Raw genomic sequence first — 26,276 nt, 5'->3', positions numbered from 1 at the left:
GCCCGCAGTTTCGGCACTTACGGCAGCGGCAAATCCGACGCCGGATACAAAGCGCAGATAGAAGGACAAGCATTGGCGAAAGCAACCGGCAGCGATCCGTCCCTCCTTGCAACCAAGCGGAGGGCGCGGCGAATTAACCGGCTGCTGGGAGAGCTGTACCCGTATGCCGTTGCCGAACTGGACTTCACTAACGCGTTCGAGCTGCTGGTAGCCACCGTGCTCTCGGCCCAGACCACCGACATCCGCGTGAACGCAGTCACGCCCGTCCTGTTTGCCCGGTACCCGGATGCCCGGGCACTGGCGGAGGCAGATGAAGCCGAGCTGCAGGAAATCATCCGCCCCACCGGCTTTTTCCGGGCCAAGTCGGCCAGCGTCAAGGCGCTTTCCACCAAGCTGGTGGATGAGTTCAACGGCCAGGTCCCGGACCGGCTGGAGGACCTGGTGACCCTGCCGGGAGTGGGCCGAAAGACCGCCAATGTAGTGCTCGGTAACGCTTTCGGTGTGCCGGGGATCACGGTGGACACCCACTTCGGGCGCCTGGCCCGCCGGTTCGGCTGGACCACTTCCAAAGACCCCGTCAAGGTGGAAGAGGACGTTGCCGCTCTCTTTGAGCCCAAGGACTGGACGCCGCTCTCCAACCGCGTGGTCTTCCACGGACGGCGGGTGTGCCATGCCAAGAAGCCCGCCTGCGGTGCCTGCGCCGTCGCGCAGCTCTGCCCGTCCTACGGCGAAGGCGAGACGGACCCGGAGAAGGCCCGCAAACTGCTGAAATACGAATTGGCGCCCGGACGCGAGGAACTGCATGCCCGCATGATGGCGGCCGAGACCCGTGCCCAGCTGCGGGCCGCTGGCTTCGGGCTCGAAGCATGAGTGCACGCGGGGACCTCGAGGCGCTGGCCGCTGCAGTAGCCGCCGGGAAAACGTCCTTCAACGCGGACATGGACCTGCTGCGGCGCAGTGTGGACCCTGCCACGGCACGCCCGGCTGCCGTGCTGATCCTTTTCGGGGTCCTCGATGACAGGCCTGCGGACTTCTCCGCCGACGCCGTTCCGGACGATTTGGACGTACTGCTGATTGAGCGGGCGGCTACACTCAGCGACCATCCGGGGCAGGTGGCTTTCCCGGGCGGCTCCGTGGACGCTGCCGACGCCACCGCGGTGGATGCCGCGCTGCGCGAAGCGGAGGAAGAAACCGGGCTGGATCCGGCCGGCGTCCGCGTACTCGGCGAGCTCCCTGCCATCGGGTTGCCGGTCAGCAACTTCCTGGTCAGCCCCGTCCTGGGTTGGTGGGACAAACCCACCCCGGTGGATGTGGTGGACTACGGGGAATCTGCGTCGGTTTTCCGGGTACCTGTCGCTGACCTGCTCAATCCGGAAAACCGGCGCACGGCCGTCCTCCCGGGCCGCAAGGGTGCGCCCCGCACTCCCGCGTTCCTGGTCGGCGGGGTGCTGGTCTGGGGATTCACCGGTATCATCCTCTCCAGCGTGCTGGACGAATTGGGATGGACGCAGCCCTGGGACGAAACCCGGGAGGTTGTCCCCTCTCTGTAGCGCGGATTCCCGAAGCAACGGACTGTTACAGGGGGAAACCATTGGTTGTCAGTAGATCAAGCGCCGGGCTGCCACCCGCAGCAATGGCAGCATCGGCCGTGAAGAGCCGCTTCCGTACTGACATCCAGGCCATGCGTGCCCTTGCGGTGGGGCTGGTAGTGATGAACCACCTGTGGCCGCTTCGGCTGCCCGGCGGCTACGTCGGAGTGGACGTCTTCTTCGTCATTTCAGGCTTCCTGATCAGTTCGCACCTGGTGCGGGAGATCGAGGCCACCGGGCGGGTTCGCCTCCGGGTTTTCTATGCCCGCAGGGCCCGCCGCTTGTTACCCGCGGCCTTCCTTGTCTTAGCTGCCTCGATGCTGCTGGTACTGCTTTTCCTGCCCTATTCCCTCTGGATGGCAACGGCGCAGGAGACCCTGGCCAGCGTTTTCTACGGTGAGAACTGGCTGTTGGCGGCCAAAAGCGTGGACTACTCCGCGATGACCGAATCGGCTTCCGCAGTACAGCACTACTGGTCCCTGTCGGTGGAAGAGCAGTTCTACCTGCTGTGGCCGTTGGCGCTTATGTTGTTCGCGTTCCTGGCCCGCCGCCGCGGGCGGCCGGTCCGGCGAACGCTGCTGAGTGCAGTGCTGGCGATAGCAGTAGTGTTCCTCGCCTACAGCATCTATGTCACGGCCAGCTCCCCGGAGCAGGCGTATTTCGTGACGCCAGCGCGCGTTTGGGAGTTCGCCATAGGTGCCGCGGTAGGTCTGGCAACGCTGCAGCTGAAATCCTTCGCGCTTCGGAACGTACTGGCCATTGCCGGTTTCGGGCTCATTCTGGCCAGTGCCCTGACCTTTGGCGGAGAGACGCCCTTTCCCGGGTGGGCTGCCCTGGTCCCGGTCCTGGGGTCAGCCCTGGTCATACTCGCCGGAAACGGTCAGCGCCGGCTGGTTCATGATCGCGTGACCGCATTACCCCCGGTGCAGTTTGTGGGAAAGATTTCCTACTCCCTGTACCTGTGGCATTGGCCGCTGATCGTGGCGGCACCCTACGCTTTGGGTGTGGTCCCCACCGCGCCGTACAAGGCTGCAGTCCTGGCAGCAGCGGTCCTCTTGGCATGGCTGACCCAACGCTGGCTCGAGGACGCCTGGATCAACCCCCGTGGCCGGCACTCGGGCCGGGGGTTCCGCGCTCCTGTTGCCGGCATGGCAGCGGTATCGGTGGCCGCTGTCCTTCTGGGAGTATCCGGAACTGCCAAGGAAGAGCACGCCCTGGACTTGGCGGAGGCATGGGCGTCCGGCCCGTGTTACGGCATCGCTGCTTTGGAAAACCGGGAGTGCGGCGACCCGTATGCCGTTCCGGTTGGCCTTCCGCACATGGGCAAGGCCAACGAGTACTGGACAATGCCCGAGGTTTGTGCGGAGGCGAAAGACGAACTGCTTGAAGGCGGTGAGCCGGCGGTGTGCGACTTTTCCGGGGGAAACCCGGAGGCCCAAAACGTGTGGATGGTCGGGGACTCGCACGCCCAGCACTGGCAGGAGCCTGTCCTGACGCTCGCCAAAGAGCGCGGGTGGAAGGTCAGCCTCAGTTATCTTGGTGCGTGTCCGCTGCTCGATGCCCCCATTGAGTCCTTCGAAGGCAAGGGATCACATCCGGATCACGTCGAGGCGTGCCGGCACTGGGGCCGGGTGGTAACGGATGCTATTGAAGCGGACTCCCCGGACAAGGTCTTTGTCAGCATGTTTGTAGGCGGGGAAATCGTTAACGACGGGACCGGAGAACCGCAGGGCGAGCAATACATCAATGCCCTCACACGGGACTGGAAGCGCTGGACGGACGCCGGGATCATGGTTGTTCCACTCGTGGACCCGCCCCTGAACGGGATGGTGCGTGATCCCGAATGCCTTTCCCTGAACGCATCCTCGCCGCAGGAATGTGCCGTTCCCCGGGAGACGGCAGTGGGGCCTGACTTCTTCCTTCAGGCCGCCGAGCGGATGGGAACGGACAAGGTTCGGGCAGTGGACCTGACCGAATACTTCTGTGACCTCCACAGTTGCTATTCGGCGGTGGGTGGCGTAGCCGTGTACTACGACGCGAACCACGTGAACGCGCAGTTCTCGCGGCAGCTGGCGCCCAAAATAGCGGCCGTGGTGGATTAACCCGGGCCGCCTACTTGGCATCCGCGTAGGAATCGACGGCTGTGACCAGCACCGGAAATTCCAGCGGAATGGGACCGAACAGCAGCCGGGTGGCGGCAGCGGCGGCGTCGGACACCAGGGCGCTGACCTCCTCGACCCGGGGAGCCGGCACATGCAGCATCACTTCGTCGTGCAGGAAAAAGACCAGCTCGCCCGCGGGGGAGTCCAATGACGCCGCACGCAGCCTGCGCCGGATCTCCGCCAGCCAGCACAAGGCCCATTCCGCCGCCGTGGCCTGGACCACGAAGTTGCGGGTGAACCGGCCCTGGGAGCGGGCGAGGGAGTCCGCGCGGCGCTGTTCTTCTGCGCTGGTGCTTTGCTGGGCACGAAGCCAGCGTTCTGAAACGGGCGGCGAACTCCGGCCCAAATGGCTGCTGACTACACGCCCCGCTTCTCCGGCGCGCGCACCGCGTTCCACCACGTCAATCGCACGCGGATAGGACCGGGTCAGGGCCGGCATCAACCGTCCTGCTTCGCCCGAAGTGGCCCCGTACATGGCGCCGAGCATCGCCATCTTCGCCTGTCCCCGGTCCCCGTTGAAGTTCTGGTCGGCAATGCCCTGATACAGGTCCTTGCCGCGGGCTGCTGCCGCCAGGGCGGAATCCTGCCCGAGCGCCGCCAGCACCCGCGGTTCCAGCTGGGCAGCGTCTGCCACTACCAGCCGGTGCCCGGGGTCCGGACGGACGGCATCGCGGACCGTCTTGGGAATCTGCAGGGCACCGCCGCCGCGGGAAGCCCAGCGGCCGGAGACGACACCGCCCACCACGTACTCGGGCCGGAACCGGCCATCCCGGACCCAGTTATCCAGCCAGGTCCAGCCGTTGGCGGTGAGGAGGCGGGACAGTTTTTTGTACTCCAGCAGCGGTTCGATCGCCGGATGGTGATGCTGCTCCAATTCCCAGGAACGCGTGCTGCGTACTTCTATGCCGGCCCGGTGCAGGGCCCTTAGCAGCTCCTGGGGCGAATCGGGGTTGAAACCGGGGTTGCCCAGCAGCCGGCGCAGCTCTGCCGCGAGTTGTTCAAGACGTTCCGGCCGTGCTCCTTCCCGCGGCCGCGGACCGAGCGCATCTTGGAGCATCGCTTCGTGGATGTCCCGCCGCCACGGTATCCCCGAGCTTTCCATCTCCACTGCGATCATTCCGCCGGTGGACTCTGCCGCGGCCAACAGGTTCAGCCTGGCCGGGGACGAGGACCGCGCCACTGCGTCCAACTGGTCGGCCAATTCCGCCGCCAGTTCGCCGGCAGTGCTGTGGGCGCTCCCGGCCGCGGCGCCGTCGGGAGCTTCGAGCGTGTCGAAGATGGAGGTCTGGTCCGGCGAGGCCTGTACGGGCAACAGCTGCCGCGGTACGGGATCCTCATCCGGCGCCTGTGTCCGGAGCTTCTCCGTGTAAGGGGTTGCCGGTACGGATTCGGCATAACGGAGGATGCCGCGTACGAGGGCCAGGTCATGGCACCGTTCCACCGTGATTCCGGCCGCCAGCATCCGGCCATAGACGCCTCGGGCCGATTCCCAGACCCAGCGCACCGGTGCCGAGCCGCGGTGTGCCTGGTCGAAGTGCCGCACCGCGGCGGGCAGGTCCGCGAACGGCACAACGACGGCGGGAGCCGCGGGAACGCCGGCGTCGTCGGTTTCCTGCAGCGTCCAGGAGCCGGCCGGCCCATCGGCCCAGTCGACACCTGTGCCGGGCGCGAGGACGATGTACATGCCTCTATTCTCACCCGGATCAGTGCAGCACCGGTGCGCCGTGTCCGGGCGGAGCCCCGCAGGCTAGTCTTACCGGATGGGCGAACCACGGATCGATGGACCGGATTTAATGCTCCGGGAACTCAGCGGTGGAACCACTCCGGCGCAGGCCTCCGGGTTTTTTGATTCCCTGCCGCCGGTGCGGGTTCAGGAGCTTACGGGGTCCTGGCAGGGAGCGGAGGTGCCGACGTCGCACCCCCTCGACGGCGTCCTGACCCGGCTCGGCTGGTACGGCAAGCAGTTCGACGGACCTGACGACGCCCACCCTCTGCTGTTTGCCGGCGGCGACGGCGGGCCGTTCGACGTTAACCCCTGGTTCGTGCCGCTGGGCACGGTGCTGCGGCTGGGGCCCCTGCTGCGCCAGCCGGCGGCGGGCCGCGCACTCCGCCCCCTCCTGCAGCTGGTCCGGACGCGGAAACCACGGGCCCGCCTGCGGATGGTGGAGTACCGCGGCGTACTTTCCGCGGCCATGGTTTACGACTCGCAGCCCATCATCGATTCGTTCCGGCGAGTCAGTGGGAACACACTCCTGGGCGCCATGGACTACCGCGGCCCGCAGGGCCCCTTTATGTTCACCCTTCGAAGAAGCGGCTAGCCGCTCCGGGCCGGCTGATGCCGTGCGGCGGCATCGGGCGCATGTCCGATAGGGCAGACTGGACTGTCACCTTATACGCAGGACGGAATCCCTTGATCACTCTTCAGCAGGACAATGACGGCTTCATTCGGATGGACCGGCACTTTCCGCGCTCCGCGGCCATCCGCATCATCTTCAACGACGGTTCCGCTGAGATCTGCACAGGCGCCCGGGTGAACGAGGCCTACGACGACGCCGTGGCCGTTTTCCGGGAGAAGAACCACCTTGATGCCAAGGGCTTTTCCCGCGTCCGGAAACTGCCGGCCAACTCCAAGATCAATGCTGTGCCGGTTTCACCTGGGATGGGCCAGCAGGAACCTCAGTAGAAACTTCGGAAAGCGCCTCCGGTGACGGGTCCGGGAGCGGCTCCGGGGACGGCGCCGTCGGGCTGGCGGAGCGGAAGTGCCCGATGATCAGCTGCAGCAGTTCCGGCACCGCGGCGGCATGGAAGTAATGCCCCATGCCGGGCATGGTCACGTGGCGTGCACCCGGGATCGCCGCCGCCGTGGCCTGGCCACCGCTGGGATGCACAATAGGGTCCCGGTCGCCGTGGATCACCAGTGTGGGCACCCCGATTCCGGCCAGGTCGGCGGTGCGGTCCTGCGAGGCGTGGATTGCGCCCAGTTGCCGGGCCCGGGCGTGCCCGCGGTCGGGGTAGGCACCCCGCTCCCATGCCAGGGCGGCCAGCGGGCCCTCGACGGCGGGATCGGCCGGATTGGCCCGGCCGGACAGGTGCCGCATCATGCCCACCCGCGCGCGGACGAACTCCTCCCGGGTGCGGGGTGGGCGCTGTGCGAACCGGACCTTGGTGGACAGCGCCGCGGCACCGACCTTGGGTGCGCCCGTGGTCGAAATCAGGGAGGTCAGGGTCAGGGTCCGCGCCGGATGGCGGGCCGCGAAAGTCTGGGCAATCATCCCGCCCAGTGACATCCCCGTCACGTGTGCCCGGGCCACTTGGAGGTGGTCCAGCAGCCCGGCGACGTCGTCGGCCATGTCCTCGATCCGGTAGGCGCCGGGCATGGGCCGGGCGAGCGCCTGATGCAGCAGGGTCGGCACAGGGGTGTCCATTCGGGTGGAACGTCCGGCATCCCGGTTATCCAGGCGGATCACCCGGTAGCCAGACGCTGCCAGCCCGTCCACGAGCGCCGCGGGCCAGGCGGTCAGGTCCAGCCCGAGACCGGAAACCAGGACTACCGGCTCACCATCCTCCGGGCCGTCCACGCGGAAGCACAGCCGCACCCCGGAGGCGAGGGTGGCAAAACGGTCCGCACCCGGACCGGCTTCGGCGCCCGGGCGTTCCGGCCCCGTAAAACGCAGGTGTTCGTCCGCCAAGACGCCGTTCTGCAGGTCCCGGCGGTCCGCCAGGAAGTTCATGGTCATCAGCCACGGTGCCTGCGTGCCCTGACGCGGCAGGGACGCCAGGCTGCGCTGGACATAGCCGGCCCCGAAATCCAGGAGCGGGCGCGTTTGGAGCGCTTCCGGCGCCACCGGAACCGCCGCGGTGTAACCGTGCCGGTCCATGGACGTCAGCAGACGGGAGAACCACTGGGTCAGCAACCCCACCTTCAGGGTCCAGGCCGCATTGGTGTAACCGATGGCGAAGGCCATGTTGGGGATGCCGCTGAGCATCACTCCGCGGTAGGCCACGTGCTCGGGCAGGTGCACTGGGGCACCGTCCAGGCGCAGTTCCATGCCGCCCAGAACCTGGATGGTGAACCCGGTGGCGGTCACGACGACGTCGGCCTCCACCTCTTCGCCCGATGCCAGCCGGAGTCCGTGTTCCGTGAATCCGGCGAGCTGCCCGGTCACCAGCGCAGCGTGGCCGCCGCGCAGGGCGGCGAAGAAGTCGCCGTCCGGCACTGCGCAAAGCCGCTGGTCCCAGGGTTGGTAGGGCGGGTTCAGATGGGTGTCCAGATCGAACCCCGGCGGCACTACCCGGGACTGGATTTTACGGATGGCCTTCCGGGCCAGGTTTGGCCAGCGCTGGCAGAACGCCCAAATAGCCCGTTGCCGGCGGGCACTGATCTCGGCCATGATCCGGCCGGTGCGCTCAGGGCCAACGACGCCGCGCAGCCGGCGGGCAATGGGGTCCTCCGCCGGTATGGGCAGGATGTAGGTGGGGGTCCGTTGGACCATGGTGACCTCTGCTCCGAGCGTGGCCAGCGCCGGTACAAGCGTGACCGCGGTGGCGCCGCTGCCGATCACGGCGATCCGCTTTCCGGCCGGGTCCAGGTCCTCCGGCCAGTGCTGCGGATGCACAATCCGGCCGCGGTAATCTTCGCTGCCGGGAAGGTCCGGCGTGTATCCCTTGTCGTAGCGGTAATAGCCGGCGGCATTGAAGATCCAGCGGGCGCTCAGGTGCAGGAGTTCCCCGGTCCCCACCGGTTCGGGCCGGGTGCCGTCGGGACCTGGTTCCGGTGTCCGCATCATCTCCACCGTCACGTTCCACCGTGCATCGGCGCTGGACCAGTCCGCCGCTACCACCCGCTGGTGGTAGCGGATCAGGGTGTCTACGCCGTATTCGGCCGCTGTCTCTTTGAGGTAGCTCAGGATGCTTGGTCCGTCGGCTATGGCTTTCTCCTCCCGCCAGGGGCGGAAGTCGTAGCCGAAGGTATACAGGTCCGAGTCGGACCGGATCCCCGGGTAGCGGAACAGGTCCCAGGTCCCGCCGGCCCGGCTCCGGGATTCGAGCAGGGCCACGGAGCGGCCGGGATGGTCCTGGCGAAGGCGGCAGGCCGCGCCGATGCCGCTGAGGCCGGCACCGATGATCAGCACGTCCAGGTGTTCCGGGCTGTCTGCGGATGGATAGTGCGTGGAGTTTTCGGGTGCCATGGTGATCCGTTTCCTTGTCCGCGGGGTCCTCTGCCTGCGCCGACCCTACCGCCGCCGGCGGACATTTCGTGCAGGATTCCGGGTAGGGATTTCCTACACGGGAGGTTCGGGATCGTATTGGATGCCGCGCCGAACCTGTTTGGCCCGTTCTTCTCCGGCCAGCCGGCGGACCAGGTGCAGGGCCATGTCAATGCCGGCGCTGACCCCGGCACTGGTGACCACGTCGCCGTCGTCCACCCAGCGGTCCCCGGACCGGATTTCGATGCTGGAATCCCATGCCGCGAGCCGGTCCAGTGCATCCCAGTAGGTCGTTGCCGGGCGGTCGGAGAGCAGGCCGGCAGCGGCGTAAACCAGGCTTCCCGTACAGACACTGGCCATCAGGGGGACCTTGACCCGCAGGGCCCGCATCCAATCCAAGTGCTCCGGATCCGCTGCCAGCGCCCGGGTGCCGTGTCCGCCGGGGTGCAGGAAAACCTCAAAGTGCGGGGCTTCAGCCGCGGAGAGCTGCGGCGTCAGAAGCATGCCCTTGGCCGCAGTGACCGGGGCACCGTCGGCGGACAGCAGGACGACGTCGTATCCGTCTTCGGGGAAGACCTGGGTCCAGTAGGCCAGGACTTCCCACGGACCGACGGCGTCGAGTTCTTCCACGCCGTCAAAGAGCAGTATGCCGATGTGCTTCATGCCGGTCATCCTGCCAGTGCCGCCGGTGAAAGCAGGGAACGACACAGCGCCGGGGCAGGCTCCGGCGGCCTGCGGCGGTTCCCGGAACCGGAACCTGGTCCCTCTCTTCCTCCACATCCGGAACCGGGACCGGGTCTGGCTGCCCGGCCGGTGCCTCGCCCCCGGGCAGGAACCGGGACTGGCACGGTGGGTGCCATGGAAAAGGATCACGGCTTGGCTCAGGACTTCTTAGGGGCGGGCTTCTCAGGGGCGGGCATCTCAGCACCGGACTTCCCAACGGCGGACTTCCCAACGGCGGAGGCCGCAACGGGACGGAGCAGGCTGAGGCCGGCATCTGCCGGGAGGCGGGGCAGGCGGCTGCGCGGAGCCATTGCCCGGGAACGCGGTCCGGTGGTGCTGGTGTCCGGGGACCAGGAACTGCAGGACGAGGTGGCCCGCTTGGCTGCGGCGGCCGGGGTGGAGATCACCACGGCCGGCAGCGTCCCGGCTGCCGTGGCCCTGAAGCCGGATGCGGTGCTCGTGGGATCCGACTACCTGCGGAATTCCGGAAACAGCTCCGGTGCCGGATTCGGTGCAGCCTTCCCCTCCGGAGCAGGGAAAGCGGAAATTATTGTGGTCGGACTGGCAGCGGATACCCAGGTCTGGGAGGCCGCCGCCGGGAGCGCCGCGGCACGCGTTGCGATCCTGCCTGCCGCAGCAGCCTGGCTTGCCGGCTATTTGGGCCGGGGCAGGGCAGGCCCCGGCGGTCTGGTCGTAGGGGTGTTGGGTGGCTGCGGCGGTGCAGGGGCGTCCACCGCGTCCTGCTGGATCAGCTCCGCGGCTGCGGAAGCCGGCGAATCGGTCCTTCTGATCGATGGAGACCACTGGGGAGCCGGATTGGAGTGGGGATTGGGGACCGCTGAGGCGGAGGGCATCCGCTGGCCGGACCTTGCAGGGCTGAGCGGGACCCTCAACCCCGTCCAGCTGGCTGCCGGGCTGCCTGCGGTGGCAGGGTTTTCGCTGCTCGCCCGCGGCAACGGCGAACCGTCCAGGGACGGCGGCGTTGTCCTGGCCGTTATGGATGCGGCCCGTCGGGGATACGGCGTAACCGTGTTGGACCTGGGCCGCTCCACGGGCCTGGAATTCCTGCTTCCCTTCTGTGACCAGGTGTTGCTGGTGGTTCCTGGACGCGCCGGCGGCATCCTCGCGGCGCGGTCGCTGCAGCCGGATTTGGCCGGGACACCGGTGCAGGTGGTGGTGCGCGGACCGCTCGCGGACGGGTGGGACGAACAGCGGGTAGCCGAAGCCACAGGGTACCCATTGGCCGGTTACCTGCCGTTCCAGCGGGGCATGGAGCAGGCCGCGGAGAACGGGCGCATCCTGGCCGGCCCGGCCCGGCGCAGGATCGCCGTGGCGTCGCGGCGGATCCTCGCGGAAACCTTGATGGCCGGGAGGGCCGCGTGAGTCCCGGGAGTAGCGGAGGCCGCTCTGCTGCCTTTCCGGGCAGGGCGTTCCCAGGTGCTGCATTCCCCGGCGCAGCGGTCCCGGTGGGTCCCGATCCGTTGCTCAGCCGCGTGCGGGACCGGATCCTGGCGCATCCGGAACCGGTCACGGGGGCACGGCTGGCGGAGGCGGTCCAAGCCAGCGGCCGGCTGCTGGGATCGGAGGGAACCCTGCAGGCTGTGGACCGGGTCCGCGCCGAACTCCAAGGCCTTGGGCCGCTGCAGCCCCTGGCTATGCTGCCGGACGTCAGTGACATCCTGGTCAACGGCCCGGACCGGGTGTGGGTGGACGCCGGACACGGGCTGGAGCTGACCGGGGTTCGCTTTGCCGCAGACTCCGATGTGCTGGCACTCGCCACCCGACTGGTTGCCGCGGGGGGACGGAGACTGGACGACTCGTGCCCCTGCGTTGACGTCCAATTGCAGGGTTACCGGGTTCACGCGGTACTTCAGCCTGTCTCCACGGGGTCAACCCTGCTCTCCATCCGGATCCACCGTAACCGCGCCTTCACGCTGGCTGAGCTGGGCCGCGGCGGCACCATGGACGGCCGGTGTGAAGCGGTGCTTCGGGAAATTGTGCGGCGCCGGTTGAACTTCCTTGTCAGTGGGGCCACCGGTTCCGGCAAGACCACCCTGCTCTCCACGCTGCTGTCCCTCAGCGGAGCGCAGGAACGGCTGGTGCTCGTGGAAGACGCCGCGGAGCTGGCTCCGCTGCACCCTCACGTGGTTGGCCTGCAGAGCAGACACGGCAACGTGGAAGGCAGCGGGGTGCTGGAGCAGGCGGAACTGGTCCGCCAGGCCCTGCGCATGCGGCCGGACCGGCTGGTGGTGGGCGAATGCCGGGGCGCTGAAGTCCGGGAGCTGCTGGCCGCCCTCAACACCGGCCACGACGGGGCGGGCGGAACCATCCATGCCAATTCGGCTGCGGATGTGCCTGCCCGGCTGGCCGCCCTCGGTGCTCTGGCCGGCATGACGCCGGAGGCGGTAGCGCTGCAGGCAGCCGCGGCCCTGGACGTTATCATCCACCTGAAACGGGAAACCAGTCTCCGCGTGGTGTCCGAGGTAGCGGTACTGGCGCTGGAGGACGGTGTGCTGAAGGCTGTTCCGGCGCTTGTCCGCGCAGGCGGGGAATACCGGCAGGACAAAGCGTGGGAGCAGTTGCAGCAGCGGCTGGCGGACCGCTTGGCCGGCGGTGCCTGCTGATGCCCGGAGCGCGCCGGACCCGGCATCCGGAAGTGCGGCCGTGACCGGACTGACCCTTGCCGTGCTGCTGTCCGGGGCCGCCTTCCTCGTATGGGGCAGGTCGGCGCCGGCCCGGGAGATTCTTGAAGGCAAGCCTCTTCACGGTTCGGCCGTGCGGTTGCAGCGCGCCCGGCCTGCGGACCCGGACCCGGATGCTCCGGCACTGCTTGTCCGTGAGCTTGCAGGACTGTTATCAGCGGGACGGTCCGCGCAGCGTGTATGGGCTGACGCTGCCTCCTTGTACACCGCGAAAAACCCGGCCGGCGGCCGGATACATCCTTTCCTGCCGGTGCTCCAGGCCGCCGGGGCAGCAGCAGCCCTCGGTTTGAGTCCGGTTGCCGTCTTCGCTGACGCTGCTGTGCGGGACAGCGGACGGCGCGGCGCGGGACGGTGGCGGGCCGGACGGAAAGCCGGCACTGCGGACCGGCCGCCGGCAGGCGGCCGGCTGGACGGGGCCGGGCAGGTCGGGTTGCTGTGGGCCGGCCTGGCCACCTGCGTTCGGGTGTCCGAACGCAGCGGTGCCCCGCTGGCCGCCGTCCTGATGCGCTACGCAGGGCAGTTGGACGATTCCCGGGATGCTGCCGCGGACCGGGCAGCGGCGTTGGCCGGACCGCGGGCTACGGTCCGGTTGCTGACCTGGTTGCCGGCCGGCGGGATGGGACTTGGTTATCTGTTGGGCGGCAATCCGCTGCAGATACTGGCGGGGACGCCGCTTGGATGGGTCGCGGCGGGTTCTGGCTGTGGTTTGTGGCTGGCCGGGTACTTATGGTCGGGCTGGATAGTGCGAAGGGCGGCCGACCCGGGGGAATCGGCGGACCAGCGATGAACGGACTGGCAGTGTTCGTCCTTCTGGCCGCTGCCGCAGTCCTGCTCCTGGCGCCCGGAAGGGGCTTGCCGGGCATCGGCCCAGGCCCGAGTGCCGCCCAGCCGAACACGGAGGCGGGTGTCAGTGATCCGGCCCTAATGCTGGATTTGGTGGCGGCGATGCTCAAAGCCGGACAACCGCTGTCCTCCGCCCTGGCGATACTCGCCGAAGGTGTGGACGCTTCCACCGCACGGTGCCTTAGCCGCCTGCTGGGTGCCTCCAGCCTCGGGGCTCCGTGGGAGACCGCATGGCAGCTTGCCTGCAGCGAGGAGGCAGGACCAGCCGGAGCCGGGACGGAACCGGTATCGGCGGCCTTCCTTGCCCTCGGGCCCGCACTGCGCTTCACCGCGACAACGGGGGCACCGTCGGCGGCCGTCATCCATTCCCACGCTGATGCCATGCGCCGCCGGCGCCGGGCGGAAAGCAAACGGCGTGCCGCCACTCTCGGGGTCCGGCTGGTCGTGCCGTTGGGCCTGTGTTCCCTGCCCGCCTTCGTCGCCCTGACCGTGGTGCCGCTCCTGCTGTCCCTGGTCCCGGGGTGGCAATAACCGTCCTTCCTCGAACGCTGCTTTCCTTCCTCCACAGCAGGCAATCGGGGAGCCGTTGTCCTTGTGCGGGACGCGGGCTCCAGCGGCGCACGACGCCGGAAGGCAGGATCGAAGTTCCACGGAACTGCAAGCAGGAGGAACACACCATGACACTGAATCCGCCGGTCGCACCGCCGAAACCGCTGGCCGCACCGCTGATCCCGCCCGCTATGCACCGCTTGCCCCAAGCCCCGCACCGTTTGCCGCTGCCCGCATCACGGTTGACAGTGTCCGGACCGCTGCGGCAAGAACGGTTGGCGCCGGATGCTGCGGACCGGGCTGGAGCGAACGTGCGCCCGGCGCCCGGTGCACGCTCCGGCTCCCGCTGCAGCAATCCGGAGTCCAACGGCCGCCACGGCGTGTACCTTCTGTCCACCCCGCCGGCAGCTCCCAGCCGCCCGCTTTCGCTTATGAAGCCCGCTGATGCTCCGGCCGCTCCGAATCCGTCGCCTCATCCGTCTCTTTCGTCTCGTTCGGCTGTTCCCGCGTGGACGGACCGGGAGGCGGGGATGGCCACCGCGGAATATGCCATTGCCACCCTCGCTGCGGTTGCTTTTGCCGGGCTGCTGGCGGTTGTACTCGGCAGCGACGAAGTGCGGTCCATGCTGGTCTCGCTGATCCGGTCCGCACTGACCCTTGGGTGAGGACTGGTGTGAGGACTTGGGTGAGGACAGGCGTGAGGGCAAGGATGCGGGCCAGGGCTGCGGAACCAGACCGGGCTGCGGAACCAGACCGGGCTGCGGAACCAGACCGGGCCGCGGGAGACCGAGCCGCGGGAGGCCGGACCGCGGGAGGCCGGGTACTAGGCGACCGTGGCGCAGTGACGGCAGAGTTTGCGGTGGCGTTGCCGGCAATCGTGCTGGTACTGGCCGCCGGGCTGACCGGAATCGCAGCCGGTGTGACGCAGCTGCGGTTGGAGGAGGCGGCCCGGGCAGCGGCTCGGGAGGTGATGCGGGCAGACAGCTCCGCTGCCCAGGCAGCGGCGGCGAGGGTGGCCGGTCCGTCGGCGGAACTGGTCCTGTCCGGGGAAGGACCGTGGATCACGGTGGAAGTGCGCAGCGCCCTGTCCTTGCCCTTGCTGAACATGCTGCCGCTGGAGCTCTCCGCAGATGCCGTGGCCTTTCCCGGGGATGGAGGCCTGCCCGATGGGGTTCCGCGCTGAGACCCCGGAGAAAGCCGGAGAAGCAGACGTCCGGGACAGGGGAGCGGGAACCGTCGCTTCCATTGGGATCTGTCTGGTGCTGGTGGGGGCTGCCGTGTTCGGCCTGGTTATGGTTCAGGTCTCGGTGGCGGCCATCCGGGCCGGTGCAGCAGCCGACCTGGCCGCGCTCGCCGGTGCCGACGCACTCCGCGGGCTGGGCCCTCCGGGACCCGTCGGCGCGGGAGCCAGCGAAGACGCCTGCGAGGTAGCGCGGGGCGTGGCGGCCCGGAACAACGCGCGGCTCGCCGACTGCAGGGCCGATGCCGGCCGGGGCACGGTCACAGTGCGGGCAGAGGTGCTGGTGCCCGCACTTCCAGTCCCGGCAGCGGCCGCCGCACGCGCAGGGCCGCCGGAATGAGGGCAGCAGGCGTCTTGGGGCAGTCCTCCAAGGATGCCGGGCTCCGGTAAGCGTCCCCCTCGCCCACACCAAGGGAGCGTCCCCTGCACCCGGGGGGTAGCGCCCCTGTCCCTCCGGCTAACTCAGCGCGAGCGCCTCGTCCGGGGCATGTTTCAGCAGAACGTCCAGGAGCGTGACTGCGCCCTTCTTGTCCAGGGGGTTGTTCTTGTTGCCGCACTTGGGGGACTGCACGCAGGACGGGCAGCCGCCCTCGCACTCGCAGGCCCGGATGGCGTCCCGGGTCGCCGCCAGCCAGATCCGGGCGGCGTCGTAACCACGTTCGGCGAAACCGGCTCCGCCGGGGTGGCCGTCATAGACAAAGATGGTGGGTTTCTCCGTATCGGCGTGCAACGCGGTGGACACCCCGCCAATGTCCCAGCGGTCGCTGGTGGCCACCAGCGGCAGCATCCCGATAGAAGCGTGCTCGGCGGCGTGCAGCGAGCCGGGGAAGTCAGCAGCAGCCAGTCCGGCCTCCAGCAGGAAGCGTTCATCAATGACGAACCACACGGCCTTGGTGAACAATTCCTTGGCTTCCAGCTCCAGCGGCTCCTCGCCCAGGATTTCGTTCGAAATCAGGGCCTTGCGCTGGTAGGAAACCACCTGCGTGGTCACCTTCACCGTCCCGAAGCAGACCTGGATGCCGTTCCACTCCTCGGTGCGCTCCGTCTCCAGCACCTCAACTTGGGTGATGTCCCGGGCCTGGGTGTAGAACTCCGGGTTGGTGCGGGTAACCATGGCGCAGTGGTCGGCCTCGTTGAGCTCGTCCACCAGGAAGGTAGTGCCCTGATGGACGTAAATCGCCCCGGTGTGGGCCTGGTACTGCGCCTGCGGGGAATCCATGGTGCCCAGCAGGGTGCCGGTTTCGGACTCCACAATGTTGATCGGCCCGCCGCCGGCAGCACGCAGGTTCACCATGGATGCCGCGCTCTCCGGATGCGTCCAGAACCAGCCCGAGGGTCGTTTCCGCAGATACCCCTGGCCCACCAGCTGCTCCAGCAGTCCGGCGGCGGTGGGACCGAAGAGCTCCCGTTCGTCCGGGGTCAGCGGCAGCTCCGCAGCCGCCGCGCACAGGTGCGGGCCAAGCACATACGGGTTGGACGGGTCGAAGACAGTGGCTTCCACGGAAATATCGAAAATAGCTTCCGGATGGTGCACCAGATAGGTGTCCAGCGGGTCGTCGCTGGCGACAAAGGCCGCCAGCGCGTCCTGCCCCGAGCGCCCGGCCCGCCCGATCTGCTGGAAGAGGGAGGCCCGGGTTCCCGGCCAGCCCGCCACGAGCACGGCGTCGAGCCCGGAAATGTCGATCCCCAGTTCCAGGGCCGAGGTGCTGGCGATACCCAGCAGCTCCCCGCTGCGCAGCCGCCGCTCCAGCTCGCGCCGTTCCTCCGGCAGGTAGCCGGAGCGGTAAGCCGCGACCCGTCCCGGCAGCGACGGGTGCACCTCGTCCAGCAGCCGCCGGGTGATGGTGGAAATGGTCTCGGCTCCGCGGCGCGATTTGATGAAGGCAATGGTCCGCACCTGCGCGGAAACCAGGTTCGCCAGCAGGTCCGCGGTCTCGGCCACCACGGTCCGGCGGGACCGGGCGCCGTTTTCGCCCTTCAGCTCGGTGAGCTGCGGTTCCCACAGAGCCACCGTGGTGGACCCGTGCGGGGAGCGGTCCTCGGTGACCGCCGTGGCCGGGGCGCCGATCAGCCGGCTGAAGGACTGCTCAGGGTCCGCGGAAGTGGCGGAAGCACCGATAAAGACCGGGTTGGAACCGTAGTACCGGCAGATCCGCCGCAGCCGGCGCATCAGGTTCGCCACGTTGGAGCCGAACACGCCGCGGTAGCTGTGCGCTTCGTCGATGATGACGTACTTCAGGCGGCGGAAGAACCGCGCCCACCAGGCATGGTTGGGCAGCACCCCGAAGTGCAGCATGTCCGGGTTGGCCAGCACCAGGTTGGCGTGGTCCCGGATCCAGCGCCGCGCACCGGTGTCAGTGTCGCCGTCGTACGTCTCGGCCCGCACGGTCGGCAGCTTCAGCGACTTCACCGCTGCGAGCTGGTCGGCGGCCAGGGCCTTGGTGGGAGCGAGGTAGAGCGCGACGGCGCCGGAAGGCTCCAGTGTGGCGCGGTCATCGAGGGAGGTCCGGTGGATGGCGTCCACTACCGGCAGTTGGTAGGCCAGGGACTTCCCGGAGGCGGTGCCGGTGGCGATGATCGTGTGCCTGCCCCCGTGCGCGGCGTCGGCGGCCTCCATCTGGTGCGCCCACGGTTCCTGGATGCCCAGGTTCCGGTAGGCGGCGACGACGTCGGGATGCGCCCACTCGGGCCACGGTGCGGTGACTGCCCGGCGGGCTGGAATCTGATGCACATGCATCAGCTGTTCCGGCTCTGCGCCGCCGCCCAGCAGCGGAATCAGGGAATCATGTAGGGCCACGAGCCCATTCTCCCACCGGCGAACCGGAGCCGGACCATGTTCACTGCAGGGGGAACCTCCCCTCAAGCCTCCGCTCATGCCCGGCCCCTGCACCCCGGGCCGGAACAGCGGGACGTCAGAGCCGCGGCTCGAACATCACGACGCTGGCCAGCGACTCCCAGCCGAGGTACCGGTACAGTTCCTGGCCGTCCATGGACGCGACCAGCAGTCCGGAGTCGGCGTCGTCCTCGAGCGCGAGGGCGGTCAGCGCCCGCATCACGTAGCTGCCCAGCCCCATCCGGCGGAACCCTGGCTCGGTGACGATCCGGTCAAAGACGGCGTGGCCGTTCACCACGGCCACTCGTCCCTGCGCAATCGGCGTGCCGCCGGAGAGCACGGTCACCGATCCCACGTTGTCCTCATGGGCGGTTTCCGTCTCGAAGTCTTCCCAGGGCAGGACCGGCGCCTCGATGTCCTGGTCGGACATATCGGCGATCATCAGCACTTCGTCGGTGGAGCGGACCTGGAGACCGTAAACGGTGGCGGCACCGTAAATCTCGTTGACCCGCGTGGTGACGATGGTGAACAGCCGGGTGGGGCTGTGCCGGGCGGAGGAAGCCAGGGCGGCAAACTCGTCGTGGGAGGGCTCAAGCGCGAAATACTCCCAGTCGTTGGTCCGGTCATGGAGCAACGCGGCCGGAAAACGGCCTTCATGCCGCGTCCGGTAACCACGTGCCTGTGCCCAGCCGGAGACCCAGGTCTCCAGCAGATCATCGTCCAGCGCTCTCATAGATGTACATTAGCGGGCACCTGTAGGGAAAGGTATGCGGGCCCGGGGAAAATGGGCCATCCTCCGGCGGTCTACCCTTGTCTTGTGGCACTGAACCGAATTGCACTGTATTACGCTTTCACCCCTCTCTCCGATCCCGACGCCGTCCGGCTGTGGCAGCGCACGTTGTGCGAAAAGCTGGGCCTGCGCGGGCGCATCCTGATCTCCCGCGACGGCATCAACGGCACCGTGGGCGGAGACCTGGACGCGGTGAAGGCCTATGTGAAGGCGACGCGGGAATACCCCGCCTTCAAGAAGATGGACGTGAAGTATTCCGAGGGTTCCGCCGAGGATTTCCCGCGGTTGAGCGTGAAGGTCCGCGACGAGATCGTGAGCTTCGGCGCACCCGGGGAGCTGAAGGTGGACGAGAACGGCGTGGTGGGCGGAGGCACCCACCTGCGTCCCGAGGAACTCCACGAACTCGTGGAGCAGAAGGAAAAAGCCGGTGAGGAAGTGGTGTTCTTCGACGGCCGCAATGCCTTCGAAGCGCAGATCGGCAAGTTCAAGGGCGCAGTGGTTCCGGACGTGTCCACCACGCACGACTTCATCAGCGAACTCGAGTCCGGCAAGTATGACGACCTCAAGGACAAGCCCGTAGTCACGTACTGCACCGGCGGCATCCGCTGCGAGGTGCTCTCCAGCCTGATGGTGAACCGCGGGTTCAAGGAGGTCTACCAGATGAAGGGCGGCATTGTCCGGTACGGCGAGACCTACGGGGACAAAGGCCTCTGGGAAGGCTCGCTGTACGTTTTCGACAAGCGGATGCACACCGAGTTCACCGACGACGCCGTTACCATCGGCCGCTGCGTGCGCTGTGAGGCGCCCACGAGCAAGTTCGAAAACTGTTCCAATCCGTCCTGCCGCAAACTCACCCTGTACTGCGCGGACTGCGCCTCCGATCCGTCCACCCTGCGCTGCCCGGACGGCTGCGGCGAGTGACCCGCCGCTGACCGGCCGCTGACCGGCGAGTGACCCGCCGCCGCGGCGGCAGGGGCCTCCGCACTACTTAGGCGGAGCCTAATAAACCTGTGTACTTCCGGCACCCCCGCTGTTACTGTCCCGCACACGGGCCGACGGCCCGCGGCAGGCCCGAACGGACCCGGCACTTCGCCGGACGGACCGGGGACGGGCGCGGCTCAAAGCGGGGGAGTGTTGACGTGGCGGACGCAGCAGTAGACGAAGGCAACAGCCAAACCGGAGACGGCCGGACGGCAGTTCCGGAGCCCGCTGACCGGGCAGCAGCACCCCGGGGCGGGCCGGAGCACTGGGACCGGCTGGTGGACGTCCTGGTGGTCGGCACCGGCGCCGCCGCCCTGACCGCGGCGATCACCGCCGCCGACGAGGGCCTGGACGTCCTCATGGTGGAAAGCACCAAGCTCTGGGGCGGCACCACCTCGATTTCCGGCGGCGGGCTGTGGATGCCCAACAACCCGCTGATGAAGCAGGCCGGCGTGGAGGACAGCCAAGAGAACGCGCTGACCTATATGGAAGAGGTGATCGCCGACGTCGGTCCGGCCTCCTCGCGCGAACGCAAGCTCGCGTTCCTGCGCACCGTGCCCGATGTGGTGACCTTCCTGGGCGGCCTGGGCGTGCAGTGGATGCGGTCCAAGGACTACCCGGACTACTATCCGGACCGGCCCGGCGGCATGGTGGGGCGCTCACTGGAAGTGAGGGCCTTCGACACCAAGCTGCTGGGTCCCTGGTTTAAGCAGTCGCGTCCGGCCGCTTCCGGCATCCCGGCCCCGCTGGCCACCGACGATGTATGGGAACTGTCCCGGGCCTGGTCCACGCCCAGCGGCTTTATCCGGGGTGCCCGGTTTGTCTTCCGCACGCTCGGCGGGCTGGCGCGCGGCAAACGGCTCTACGGGCTGGGCGGGGCGCTGGCCTCGTCGCTGATGTACATCGTCCGTAACCAGCAGACCCCGGTCTGGCTGTCGGCTCCGCTGGTGGACCTAATCCAGGACGACGACGGCACGGTGCTGGGCGCCGTCGTCCGCCGCCACGGCCGGGACGTGCGTATCCGGGCGAGGCGCGGCGTGGTGCTGGGGGCCGGCGGTTTCGCCCGCAACGCGCAGTGGCGGGAAAAGTACCAGGGCCTGGAGAAGGAGTATTCATCGGCACCGGAGGGGGACCTGGGGCAGGCCATCGATATTGTGGCAGCCCGCGGGGGAGCGCTTGCCCTAATGGACGATGCCTGGTGGGGGCCCACCTGCGTGGGGCCGAAAGGCGAGGTCACTTTCACCCTCGCCGAACGCTCCATGCCCTTCTCGCTGGTGGTGGATGCAGCCGGCAACCGGTTCCTGAACGAGTCCGAATCCTACGTGGACTTCGGACACCACATGCTCGCAAACAACCGCAAGGTCCCCGGGGACCCGGCGTGGCTGGTCTTTGATGCCCGGCACGCCCGCCGCTACCTCTTTAACGCACTGCTGCAGGGCCGCCGCGAATGGAAGAAGCAGGGCCTGCTGCTCCAGGACGAATCCCTCACGGGCCTGGCGGAGAAAATGGGTGTGCCGCCGGCTGCCCTGCAGGCCACCGTGGAGCGGTTCAACGGCTTCGCCAAGACCGGCATCGACGAGGATTTCCACCGCGGGGACACCGTGTACGACAACTACTACAGCGATCCGCGGGTCAAGCCCAACCCGAACCTCGGACCGCTGGAGAAGGGGCCGTTCTCCGCCGTGCGCCTGTACCCCGGAGACCTGGGCACCAAGGGCGGTTTGCTCACGGATGCCGATGCCCGGGTGCTGCGGGAGGACGGCAGCGTGATGTCCGGCCTCTACGCGGCCGGCAACACCACGGCGTCGGTCATGGGCCGCACATATCCCGGGGCGGGGGCCACCATTGCCCCGGCCGTCGTCTTTGGCTACCGTGCCGCCCGGCATGCGGCGGTGGCGCCCGCTGCCGGAACGGCATCCGAAGGGCAGGCCGCTGCGCTCCCATCAGCACACTCCACGGGTTCCGGCGGCACCTCCGCGGAGCCGCTGGAACCGGCGGCAGGATAGGGAAAAGCATAGGAAAGGGTCCGGCTGAGGCCGGGTGCCGCCGGAGTCCGAGCAGGCGCAGCCGGGCCCTGCACGGACTGCGGCCCGCACGGTCATAGACTGGGTTTGTGACTGATTTCTCTTTCGTGCCCTCCGCGCCGCGCAGCCGGGATACCTGGCTGCTTAAGGCGCTCGCCGCCGACCTCGGGGAGGCGGGCTACACCGTGGACGGTGTGGCAGGGTTCCTCGGCGAGGAAGCGTCTGCGGCCCTGCAGCGGGACCAACTGGTGCCGGCGCTGCTGGCCTGCCGTGCCGCGGCCGATGCGGCAGAACCGCGCCGGGTAGCACTGCCGGTGCTGCTCTGGCTGCTGGGGGAGACCGTGGAGCGGGCACAGCTGGATGCTGCCATGCCGCGCACGGGCACCGAAGGCCTGCTGGAACTCGGGCTCATTGAGCGCGGCCTCATTTTCGGCACCTTCCGTGCGGCGGTGGACCTGCGGCCCTACGGCGCTGACGACGGCGGCACGCCCACCGAGGGGAACCCCGACGCTGATCTATGGGTCGCCAGCGACCTGGGCAGCCACCAGCGCCCCGGCGTGCTGCGCCGCGACCATGTGCTGGGCATCGGCCAGGCCTCCCTGAGCCTTGCGCAGCTCACGGTGCGCAATCCCGTGGGCCGGGCCCTGGACCTCGGCACCGGTTGCGGTATCCAGGCTTTCCACCTGCTCCGCCACGCGGACCACGTCACCGCCACCGATGTGTCCGAACGCGCGCTGGGCTTCGCCCGCTTCAACCTGATGCTCAACGCCGCCCAGCTGGACATCGACCCGGACCAGCCGGAAGACCGGTTCACGCTGCGGCTGGGCAGCCTGTTGGAGCCGGTGGCCGGCGAGAAATTCGACCTGGTGGTGTCCAACCCCCCGTTCGTCATCACGCCGCGCACGGGCGCCGGCTCTGAAGATGACCGCTTCACCTACCGCGACGGAGGGCTTGCCGGTGACGGCATCGTGTCCGCGCTGGTTTCCGGTCTGGAGCAGGTGCTGCGTCCGGGCGGCACCGCACAGATGCTGGGCAATTGGGAGATTCCTGCCGGCGAGGAGGAGAACTGGTATGCGCGCATCGAGCAGTGGCTGCCCGAGGGCACCGACGCCTGGGTGATCCAGCGCGAGACGCTGACCCCGGCCGAGTACGCCGAAATGTGGCTGCGGGATGCTGCCCAGGGCCGGGACCGGGAGCAATACACGGCCGCCTATGCCGGTTACCTGGCAGACTTCGCCTCGCGCGGCGTCGGGTCTGTGGGCTTCGGCTCACTGTGGCTGCGCCGCCGGCGCAAGGCCGGCGCCGAACCGCTGCGCCGGTTCGAGGAGATCACCCATCCCGTGGAGCAGCCCATGGGCCCGCACCTGGACGCCGCGGTGCGGCGTTTCGACTGGGCGGGAGCGCAGGCCGATTTGTCTTCCGCGCATCTGACCGTGGCCGACGACGTGACCGAGGAACGCCACCAGCGTCCCGGCGCCGAACACCCGGGTGTGATCCTGCTCCGCCAGGGCGCCGGGCTGCGCCGGACCAATCTGATGAGCACGGAGCTCACCGGCTTCGTTTCCGCCTGCGACGGCGAGCTGTCCGTCGGGCAGATTACCTCCGCCCTGGCAGCACTGCTGGACCGCTCCGATCCTGAGTTCGGCTCCGACCTGGTCCGGGAAGTGCGTAATCTGGTGGTGGACGGCTTCCTCGTTCCGCTTTACAGATAGGTCCCGGCCGATCCTGTTGCAGGTCAGTGCCGGCGGTGCTTTATGGTTACCCTAGTGCTGGGGCATCGCGCATACTGTCTGTGGATGAACCGGACTGTGATGGCCGGGGCGTGGATGCACCGGACACCCAGGGCGCAAGGCGTCCCCGATAATTTTGAACCCCGTTACGTAGGAGAACAGTGCCAGTTAAGGCAACGGACAAGAAGACCGGCAAGAAGAAGCTTGTAATTGTCGAGTCTCCGGCCAAGGGCAAGACCATCGCCGGGTACCTGGGCGAAGGCTTCGAGGTGACGGCGTCGATGGGGCACATCCGCGATCTTCCGCAGCCCTCCGACCTGCCCGCAGAGCTGAAGAAGACAGCTGTGGGCAAGTTCGCCGTGGACCTCGACAAGGACTTCGAGCCGTACTACGTGGTGTCCCCGGACAAGAGGAAAAAGGTGGCCGAGCTCAAGGCCGCCCTGAAGGACGCCGACGAGCTCTATCTCGCAACTGACGGTGACCGCGAGGGCGAAGCCATTGCATGGCACCTGCTGCAGGTCCTCAAGCCCAAGGTGCCCGTGCACCGCCTGACTTTCCCGGAAATCACCCGCGAAGCCATCCAGCGTGCGCTGCTGGAAATGCGCGACGTTGACGTGGCCATGGTGGACGCCCAGGAAACCCGCCGCATCCTTGACCGGCTGTACGGCTATGAAATTTCCCCCGTGCTCTGGCGCAAGGTGGCCCGCGGCCTGTCCGCCGGGCGTGTTCAGTCCGTTGCCACCCGCCTGGTGGTCGAACGCGAGCGGGAACGCATGGCGTTCCGCCCGGCGTCGTACTGGGACCTGGTGGGCGCCTTCGCCACCGAGGCTGCCGAGAGGTTCAAGGCCCGCCTCGTGGCCGTTGACGGCGCCCGCGTAGCCACCGGCAAGGACTTCACCGACCGCGGGGAGCTGAAATCCAAGACCGCCGTGCACCTGGACGAAGCCTCGGCCGTGTCCCTGGCCGCCGGCCTGGAATCGGCTGCGTTCACGGTCCGCTCCGTGGACACCAAGCCCTACACGCGCCGTCCGGCCGCTCCGTTCACCACCTCCACCCTGCAGCAGGAGGCCGGCCGTAAGCTGCGCTTCTCCTCCCGAGTGACCATGCAGGTGGCCCAGCGGCTGTATGAAAACGGTTACATCACCTATATGCGTACGGACTCCCCGGCGCTGTCGGACCAGGCGATCAACGCCGCCCGCCGGCAGGCCTCGGAACTGTACGGCCCCGAGTACGTGCCCGAGGCCCGGCGCGTGTACAAGGGCAAGTCCAAGAACGCCCAGGAAGCCCACGAAGCCATCCGGCCCGCCGGTGACTCCTTCCGCACCCCCGCCCAGGTGGCGTCCTCGCTGCGCGGCGATGAGTTCCGGCTGTACGAACTGATCTGGAAGCGCACCGTCGCCTCCCAGATGGCCGACGCCAAGGGTTCCACCGCCTCCGTGCGCATCGGCGCAGTTTCCACCGACGGGCGCGACGCCGAGTTCTCGGCCTCCGGTACGGTCATAACCTTCCGCGGTTTCATGGCCGCCTATGAAGAGGGCCGCGACGCCGTGCGCGAGGACGACGACGCCGAGGGCACCGAGGGTGCGCGCCTGCCGGTGCTGAAAGCCGAGGACCGGCTGACCGCTGCGGACATTGCCGCCGGCGGCCACGAAACCTCCCCGCCGCCGCGGTTCACTGAAGCGTCGCTGGTGAAGATGCTCGAAGAGCTCGGCATCGGCCGTCCGTCCACCTACGCCGCCACCATTTCCACCATCATGGACCGCGGCTACGTGAGCAGCCGCGGACAGGCCCTGGTGCCCAGCTGGATTGCGTTCTCCGTGGTCCGCCTGCTGGAAGAGCACTTTACGGACTACGTGGACTACGACTTCACCGCAGAACTCGAAGAAGACCTGGACCGCATTGCCCGCGGCGAAGCCGGACGCGTGGAATGGCTGAACCAGTTCTACTACGGCGACCGGGTTGAAACCGGCCTGCACACCATCGTGAACGACCTCGGCGAAATCGATGCCAAGGCCATCAACTCCATCGAAATTGCCGACGGCATCATGCTGCGCGTGGGCAAGTTCGGTCCCTACCTGGAGCGCCCGCTGCCCGCGGACGCCCCGGAGGGAACCGAGCCGGAGCGGGCGAACGTGCCCGAGGACCTTGCCCCGGACGAACTCACCGCCGAAAAGGCCATCGAACTGATGGAGACGGCGGCTCCCGAGGAACGGGTGCTCGGCACCGACCCGGAGACCGGGCGGACCATCGTGGCCCGCAACGGCCGCTACGGTCCGTACGTGATCGAGCTGATCCCGGAGCCCACCGAAGAGGACCTGGCCAACCAGCCGGTGGAGTACTACAAGAACGGCAAGCCCAAGCCGCCGAAGAAGCCCGTGAAGGCGAAGCCGCGCACCGGTTCGCTGTTCAAGTCCATGAGCGTGGAGACGGTCACCCTGGAGGAGGCGCTGAAGCTCATGAAGCTGCCGCGCGTCCTGGGTACCGACGCCGAGGGCAACGAGATCACCGTGCAGAACGGCCGTTTTGGGCCGTACCTGAAGAAGGGTTCCGATTCGCGCTCCATCGGTTCGGAAGAGGAGATCTTCACGATCACCCTGGAGCAGGCACTGGAGATCTACTCCCAGCCCAAGCAGCGCGGCGGCCGGCAGGCAGCGGCTCCGCTGGCCGAGTTCGGTGTTGACCCGGTGTCGGAGAAGCCCATTGTGGTGAAGGACGGCCGGTTCGGCCCCTACATCACAGACGGCATCACCAACATCACGGTGCCCCGGTCCACGGCCATCGAGGAACTGACCCGCGAGCAGGCGATCGAACTGCTCGCAGAGAAGCGGGAGAAGGCCCCGGCCGCCAAGAAGCCGGTGCGCAAGCGGGCGGCTCCGAAGAAGGCCGCGGCGAAGAAGTAGGGG

21 protein-coding genes are annotated in these 26,276 nt (G+C 68.0%); 16 read left to right on the top strand and 5 right to left on the bottom strand.

The genetic code is table 11. The annotated features are described in order from the left end of the window. Positions 1-57: 57 nt before the first annotated feature. The 3 genes from nth to QNO06_RS14335 all read left to right on the top strand — a co-directional run bounded on the left by nth (position 58) and on the right by QNO06_RS14335 (position 3,691). Positions 58-870 (top strand): endonuclease III, encoded by an 813-nt coding sequence (gene nth, locus QNO06_RS14345; protein ID WP_227912936.1) that lies wholly within the window; start codon positions 58-60, stop codon positions 868-870. Continuing rightward, positions 867-1,550 carry an NUDIX hydrolase gene (locus QNO06_RS14340; protein ID WP_227912604.1) on the top strand — a complete coding sequence of 228 codons (684 nt, stop codon included), beginning with the start codon at positions 867-869 and terminating at the stop codon, positions 1,548-1,550. Before nth ends, QNO06_RS14340 begins: the two co-directional genes overlap by 4 nt. Positions 1,551-1,648: 98 nt before the next feature. Further along, entirely contained in the window at positions 1,649-3,691 is a 2,043-nt protein-coding gene (locus tag QNO06_RS14335; protein ID WP_227912605.1) for an acyltransferase family protein, read from the top strand. 10 nt (positions 3,692-3,701) lie between these two features. Here the strand turns inward: QNO06_RS14335 and QNO06_RS14330 are convergent, their stop codons facing one another. Next, complete coding sequence (locus QNO06_RS14330) at positions 3,702-5,435, bottom strand: bifunctional 3'-5' exonuclease/DNA polymerase (RefSeq protein ID WP_227912606.1); 1,734 nt, start codon at positions 5,433-5,435, stop codon at positions 3,702-3,704. 109 nt (positions 5,436-5,544) lie between these two features. Here QNO06_RS14330 and QNO06_RS14325 point away from each other — a divergent pair, with 109 nt between their 5' ends. Together QNO06_RS14325 and QNO06_RS14320 are read left to right on the top strand one after the other, a co-directional pair. Continuing rightward, complete coding sequence (locus tag QNO06_RS14325; RefSeq protein WP_284162468.1) at positions 5,545-6,069, top strand: DUF4334 domain-containing protein; 525 nt, start codon at positions 5,545-5,547, stop codon at positions 6,067-6,069. A 92-nt stretch (positions 6,070-6,161) separates the two neighbouring features. After that, positions 6,162-6,434, top strand: a complete 273-nt coding sequence (locus QNO06_RS14320) for a hypothetical protein (protein ID WP_227912608.1) — start codon at positions 6,162-6,164, stop codon at positions 6,432-6,434. Here QNO06_RS14320 and QNO06_RS14315 read toward each other — a convergent pair. Both QNO06_RS14315 and QNO06_RS14310 read right to left on the bottom strand, forming a co-directional pair. Beyond that, entirely contained in the window at positions 6,385-8,940 is a 2,556-nt protein-coding gene (locus tag QNO06_RS14315; protein ID WP_227912609.1) for an alpha/beta fold hydrolase, read from the bottom strand. The two genes, QNO06_RS14320 and QNO06_RS14315, sit on opposite strands and share 50 nt — an antisense overlap. Before the next feature lie 93 nt (positions 8,941-9,033). Continuing rightward, positions 9,034-9,621 carry a DJ-1/PfpI family protein gene (locus tag QNO06_RS14310; protein WP_331460627.1) on the bottom strand — a complete coding sequence of 196 codons (588 nt, stop codon included), beginning with the start codon at positions 9,619-9,621 and terminating at the stop codon, positions 9,034-9,036. Between the two features lie 195 nt (positions 9,622-9,816). Between QNO06_RS14310 and ssd the strand changes: the two genes are divergently transcribed. From ssd to QNO06_RS14275, 7 genes are all read left to right on the top strand, one after another. Beyond that, on the top strand, positions 9,817-11,064 hold the full coding sequence (ssd, locus tag QNO06_RS14305) for a septum site-determining protein Ssd (RefSeq protein ID WP_284162467.1): 1,248 nt from the start codon (positions 9,817-9,819) through the stop codon (positions 11,062-11,064). Positions 11,065-11,162: 98 nt separating this feature from the next. After that, positions 11,163-12,305, top strand: coding sequence for a TadA family conjugal transfer-associated ATPase (locus tag QNO06_RS14300; protein ID WP_231708717.1), 1,143 nt, complete (start codon positions 11,163-11,165; stop codon positions 12,303-12,305). A gap of 277 nt (positions 12,306-12,582) precedes the next feature. Further along, entirely contained in the window at positions 12,583-13,170 is a 588-nt protein-coding gene (locus QNO06_RS14295; RefSeq protein ID WP_284162466.1) for a hypothetical protein, read from the top strand. Then, complete coding sequence (locus QNO06_RS14290) at positions 13,167-13,757, top strand: type II secretion system F family protein (protein ID WP_227912614.1); 591 nt, start codon at positions 13,167-13,169, stop codon at positions 13,755-13,757. The genes QNO06_RS14295 and QNO06_RS14290 overlap by 4 nt, the downstream gene beginning before the upstream one ends. 146 nt (positions 13,758-13,903) lie before the next feature. Continuing rightward, positions 13,904-14,440: a DUF4244 domain-containing protein gene (locus QNO06_RS16990; protein ID WP_349774812.1), complete on the top strand. Its 537-nt coding sequence runs from the start codon at positions 13,904-13,906 to the stop codon at positions 14,438-14,440. Positions 14,441-14,616: 176 nt separating this feature from the next. Next, complete coding sequence (locus tag QNO06_RS14280) at positions 14,617-14,958, top strand: TadE family type IV pilus minor pilin (protein WP_227912615.1); 342 nt, start codon at positions 14,617-14,619, stop codon at positions 14,956-14,958. Next, positions 14,942-15,355: an Rv3654c family TadE-like protein gene (locus tag QNO06_RS14275; protein WP_227912616.1), complete on the top strand. Its 414-nt coding sequence runs from the start codon at positions 14,942-14,944 to the stop codon at positions 15,353-15,355. Before QNO06_RS14280 ends, QNO06_RS14275 begins: the two co-directional genes overlap by 17 nt. Positions 15,356-15,472: 117 nt before the next feature. Here the strand turns inward: QNO06_RS14275 and QNO06_RS14270 are convergent, their stop codons facing one another. Both QNO06_RS14270 and QNO06_RS14265 read right to left on the bottom strand, forming a co-directional pair. Beyond that, complete coding sequence (locus QNO06_RS14270; RefSeq protein WP_227912617.1) at positions 15,473-17,812, bottom strand: DEAD/DEAH box helicase; 2,340 nt, start codon at positions 17,810-17,812, stop codon at positions 15,473-15,475. Between the two features lie 115 nt (positions 17,813-17,927). Continuing rightward, positions 17,928-18,581, bottom strand: a complete 654-nt coding sequence (locus QNO06_RS14265; protein ID WP_227912618.1) for a GNAT family N-acetyltransferase — start codon at positions 18,579-18,581, stop codon at positions 17,928-17,930. A gap of 84 nt (positions 18,582-18,665) precedes the next feature. Here QNO06_RS14265 and trhO point away from each other — a divergent pair, with 84 nt between their 5' ends. The 4 genes from trhO to topA all read left to right on the top strand — a co-directional run bounded on the left by trhO (position 18,666) and on the right by topA (position 26,273). Further along, complete coding sequence (gene trhO / locus QNO06_RS14260; RefSeq protein WP_227912619.1) at positions 18,666-19,559, top strand: oxygen-dependent tRNA uridine(34) hydroxylase TrhO; 894 nt, start codon at positions 18,666-18,668, stop codon at positions 19,557-19,559. Positions 19,560-19,777: 218 nt separating this feature from the next. Beyond that, positions 19,778-21,625, top strand: a complete 1,848-nt coding sequence (locus tag QNO06_RS14255) for an FAD-binding protein (RefSeq protein ID WP_227912620.1) — start codon at positions 19,778-19,780, stop codon at positions 21,623-21,625. Positions 21,626-21,732: 107 nt separating this feature from the next. Continuing rightward, entirely contained in the window at positions 21,733-23,355 is a 1,623-nt protein-coding gene (locus QNO06_RS14250; RefSeq protein WP_227912621.1) for a DUF7059 domain-containing protein, read from the top strand. Positions 23,356-23,534: 179 nt separating this feature from the next. Beyond that, the gene (gene topA / locus QNO06_RS14245; protein ID WP_227912622.1) at positions 23,535-26,273 is read left to right on the top strand and encodes a type I DNA topoisomerase; all 2,739 of its coding nucleotides are present in this window, start codon (positions 23,535-23,537) and stop codon (positions 26,271-26,273) included. Positions 26,274-26,276 lie beyond the last annotated feature (3 nt).

It is taken from the genome of Arthrobacter sp. zg-Y20 (assembly GCF_030142075.1).
In the GTDB taxonomy this organism is placed as follows: Bacteria; Actinomycetota; Actinomycetes; order Actinomycetales; family Micrococcaceae; genus Arthrobacter_B.
Note: the sequence above shows the minus strand (reverse complement) of the source record. Positions and strands in the feature narration are given on the sequence as shown.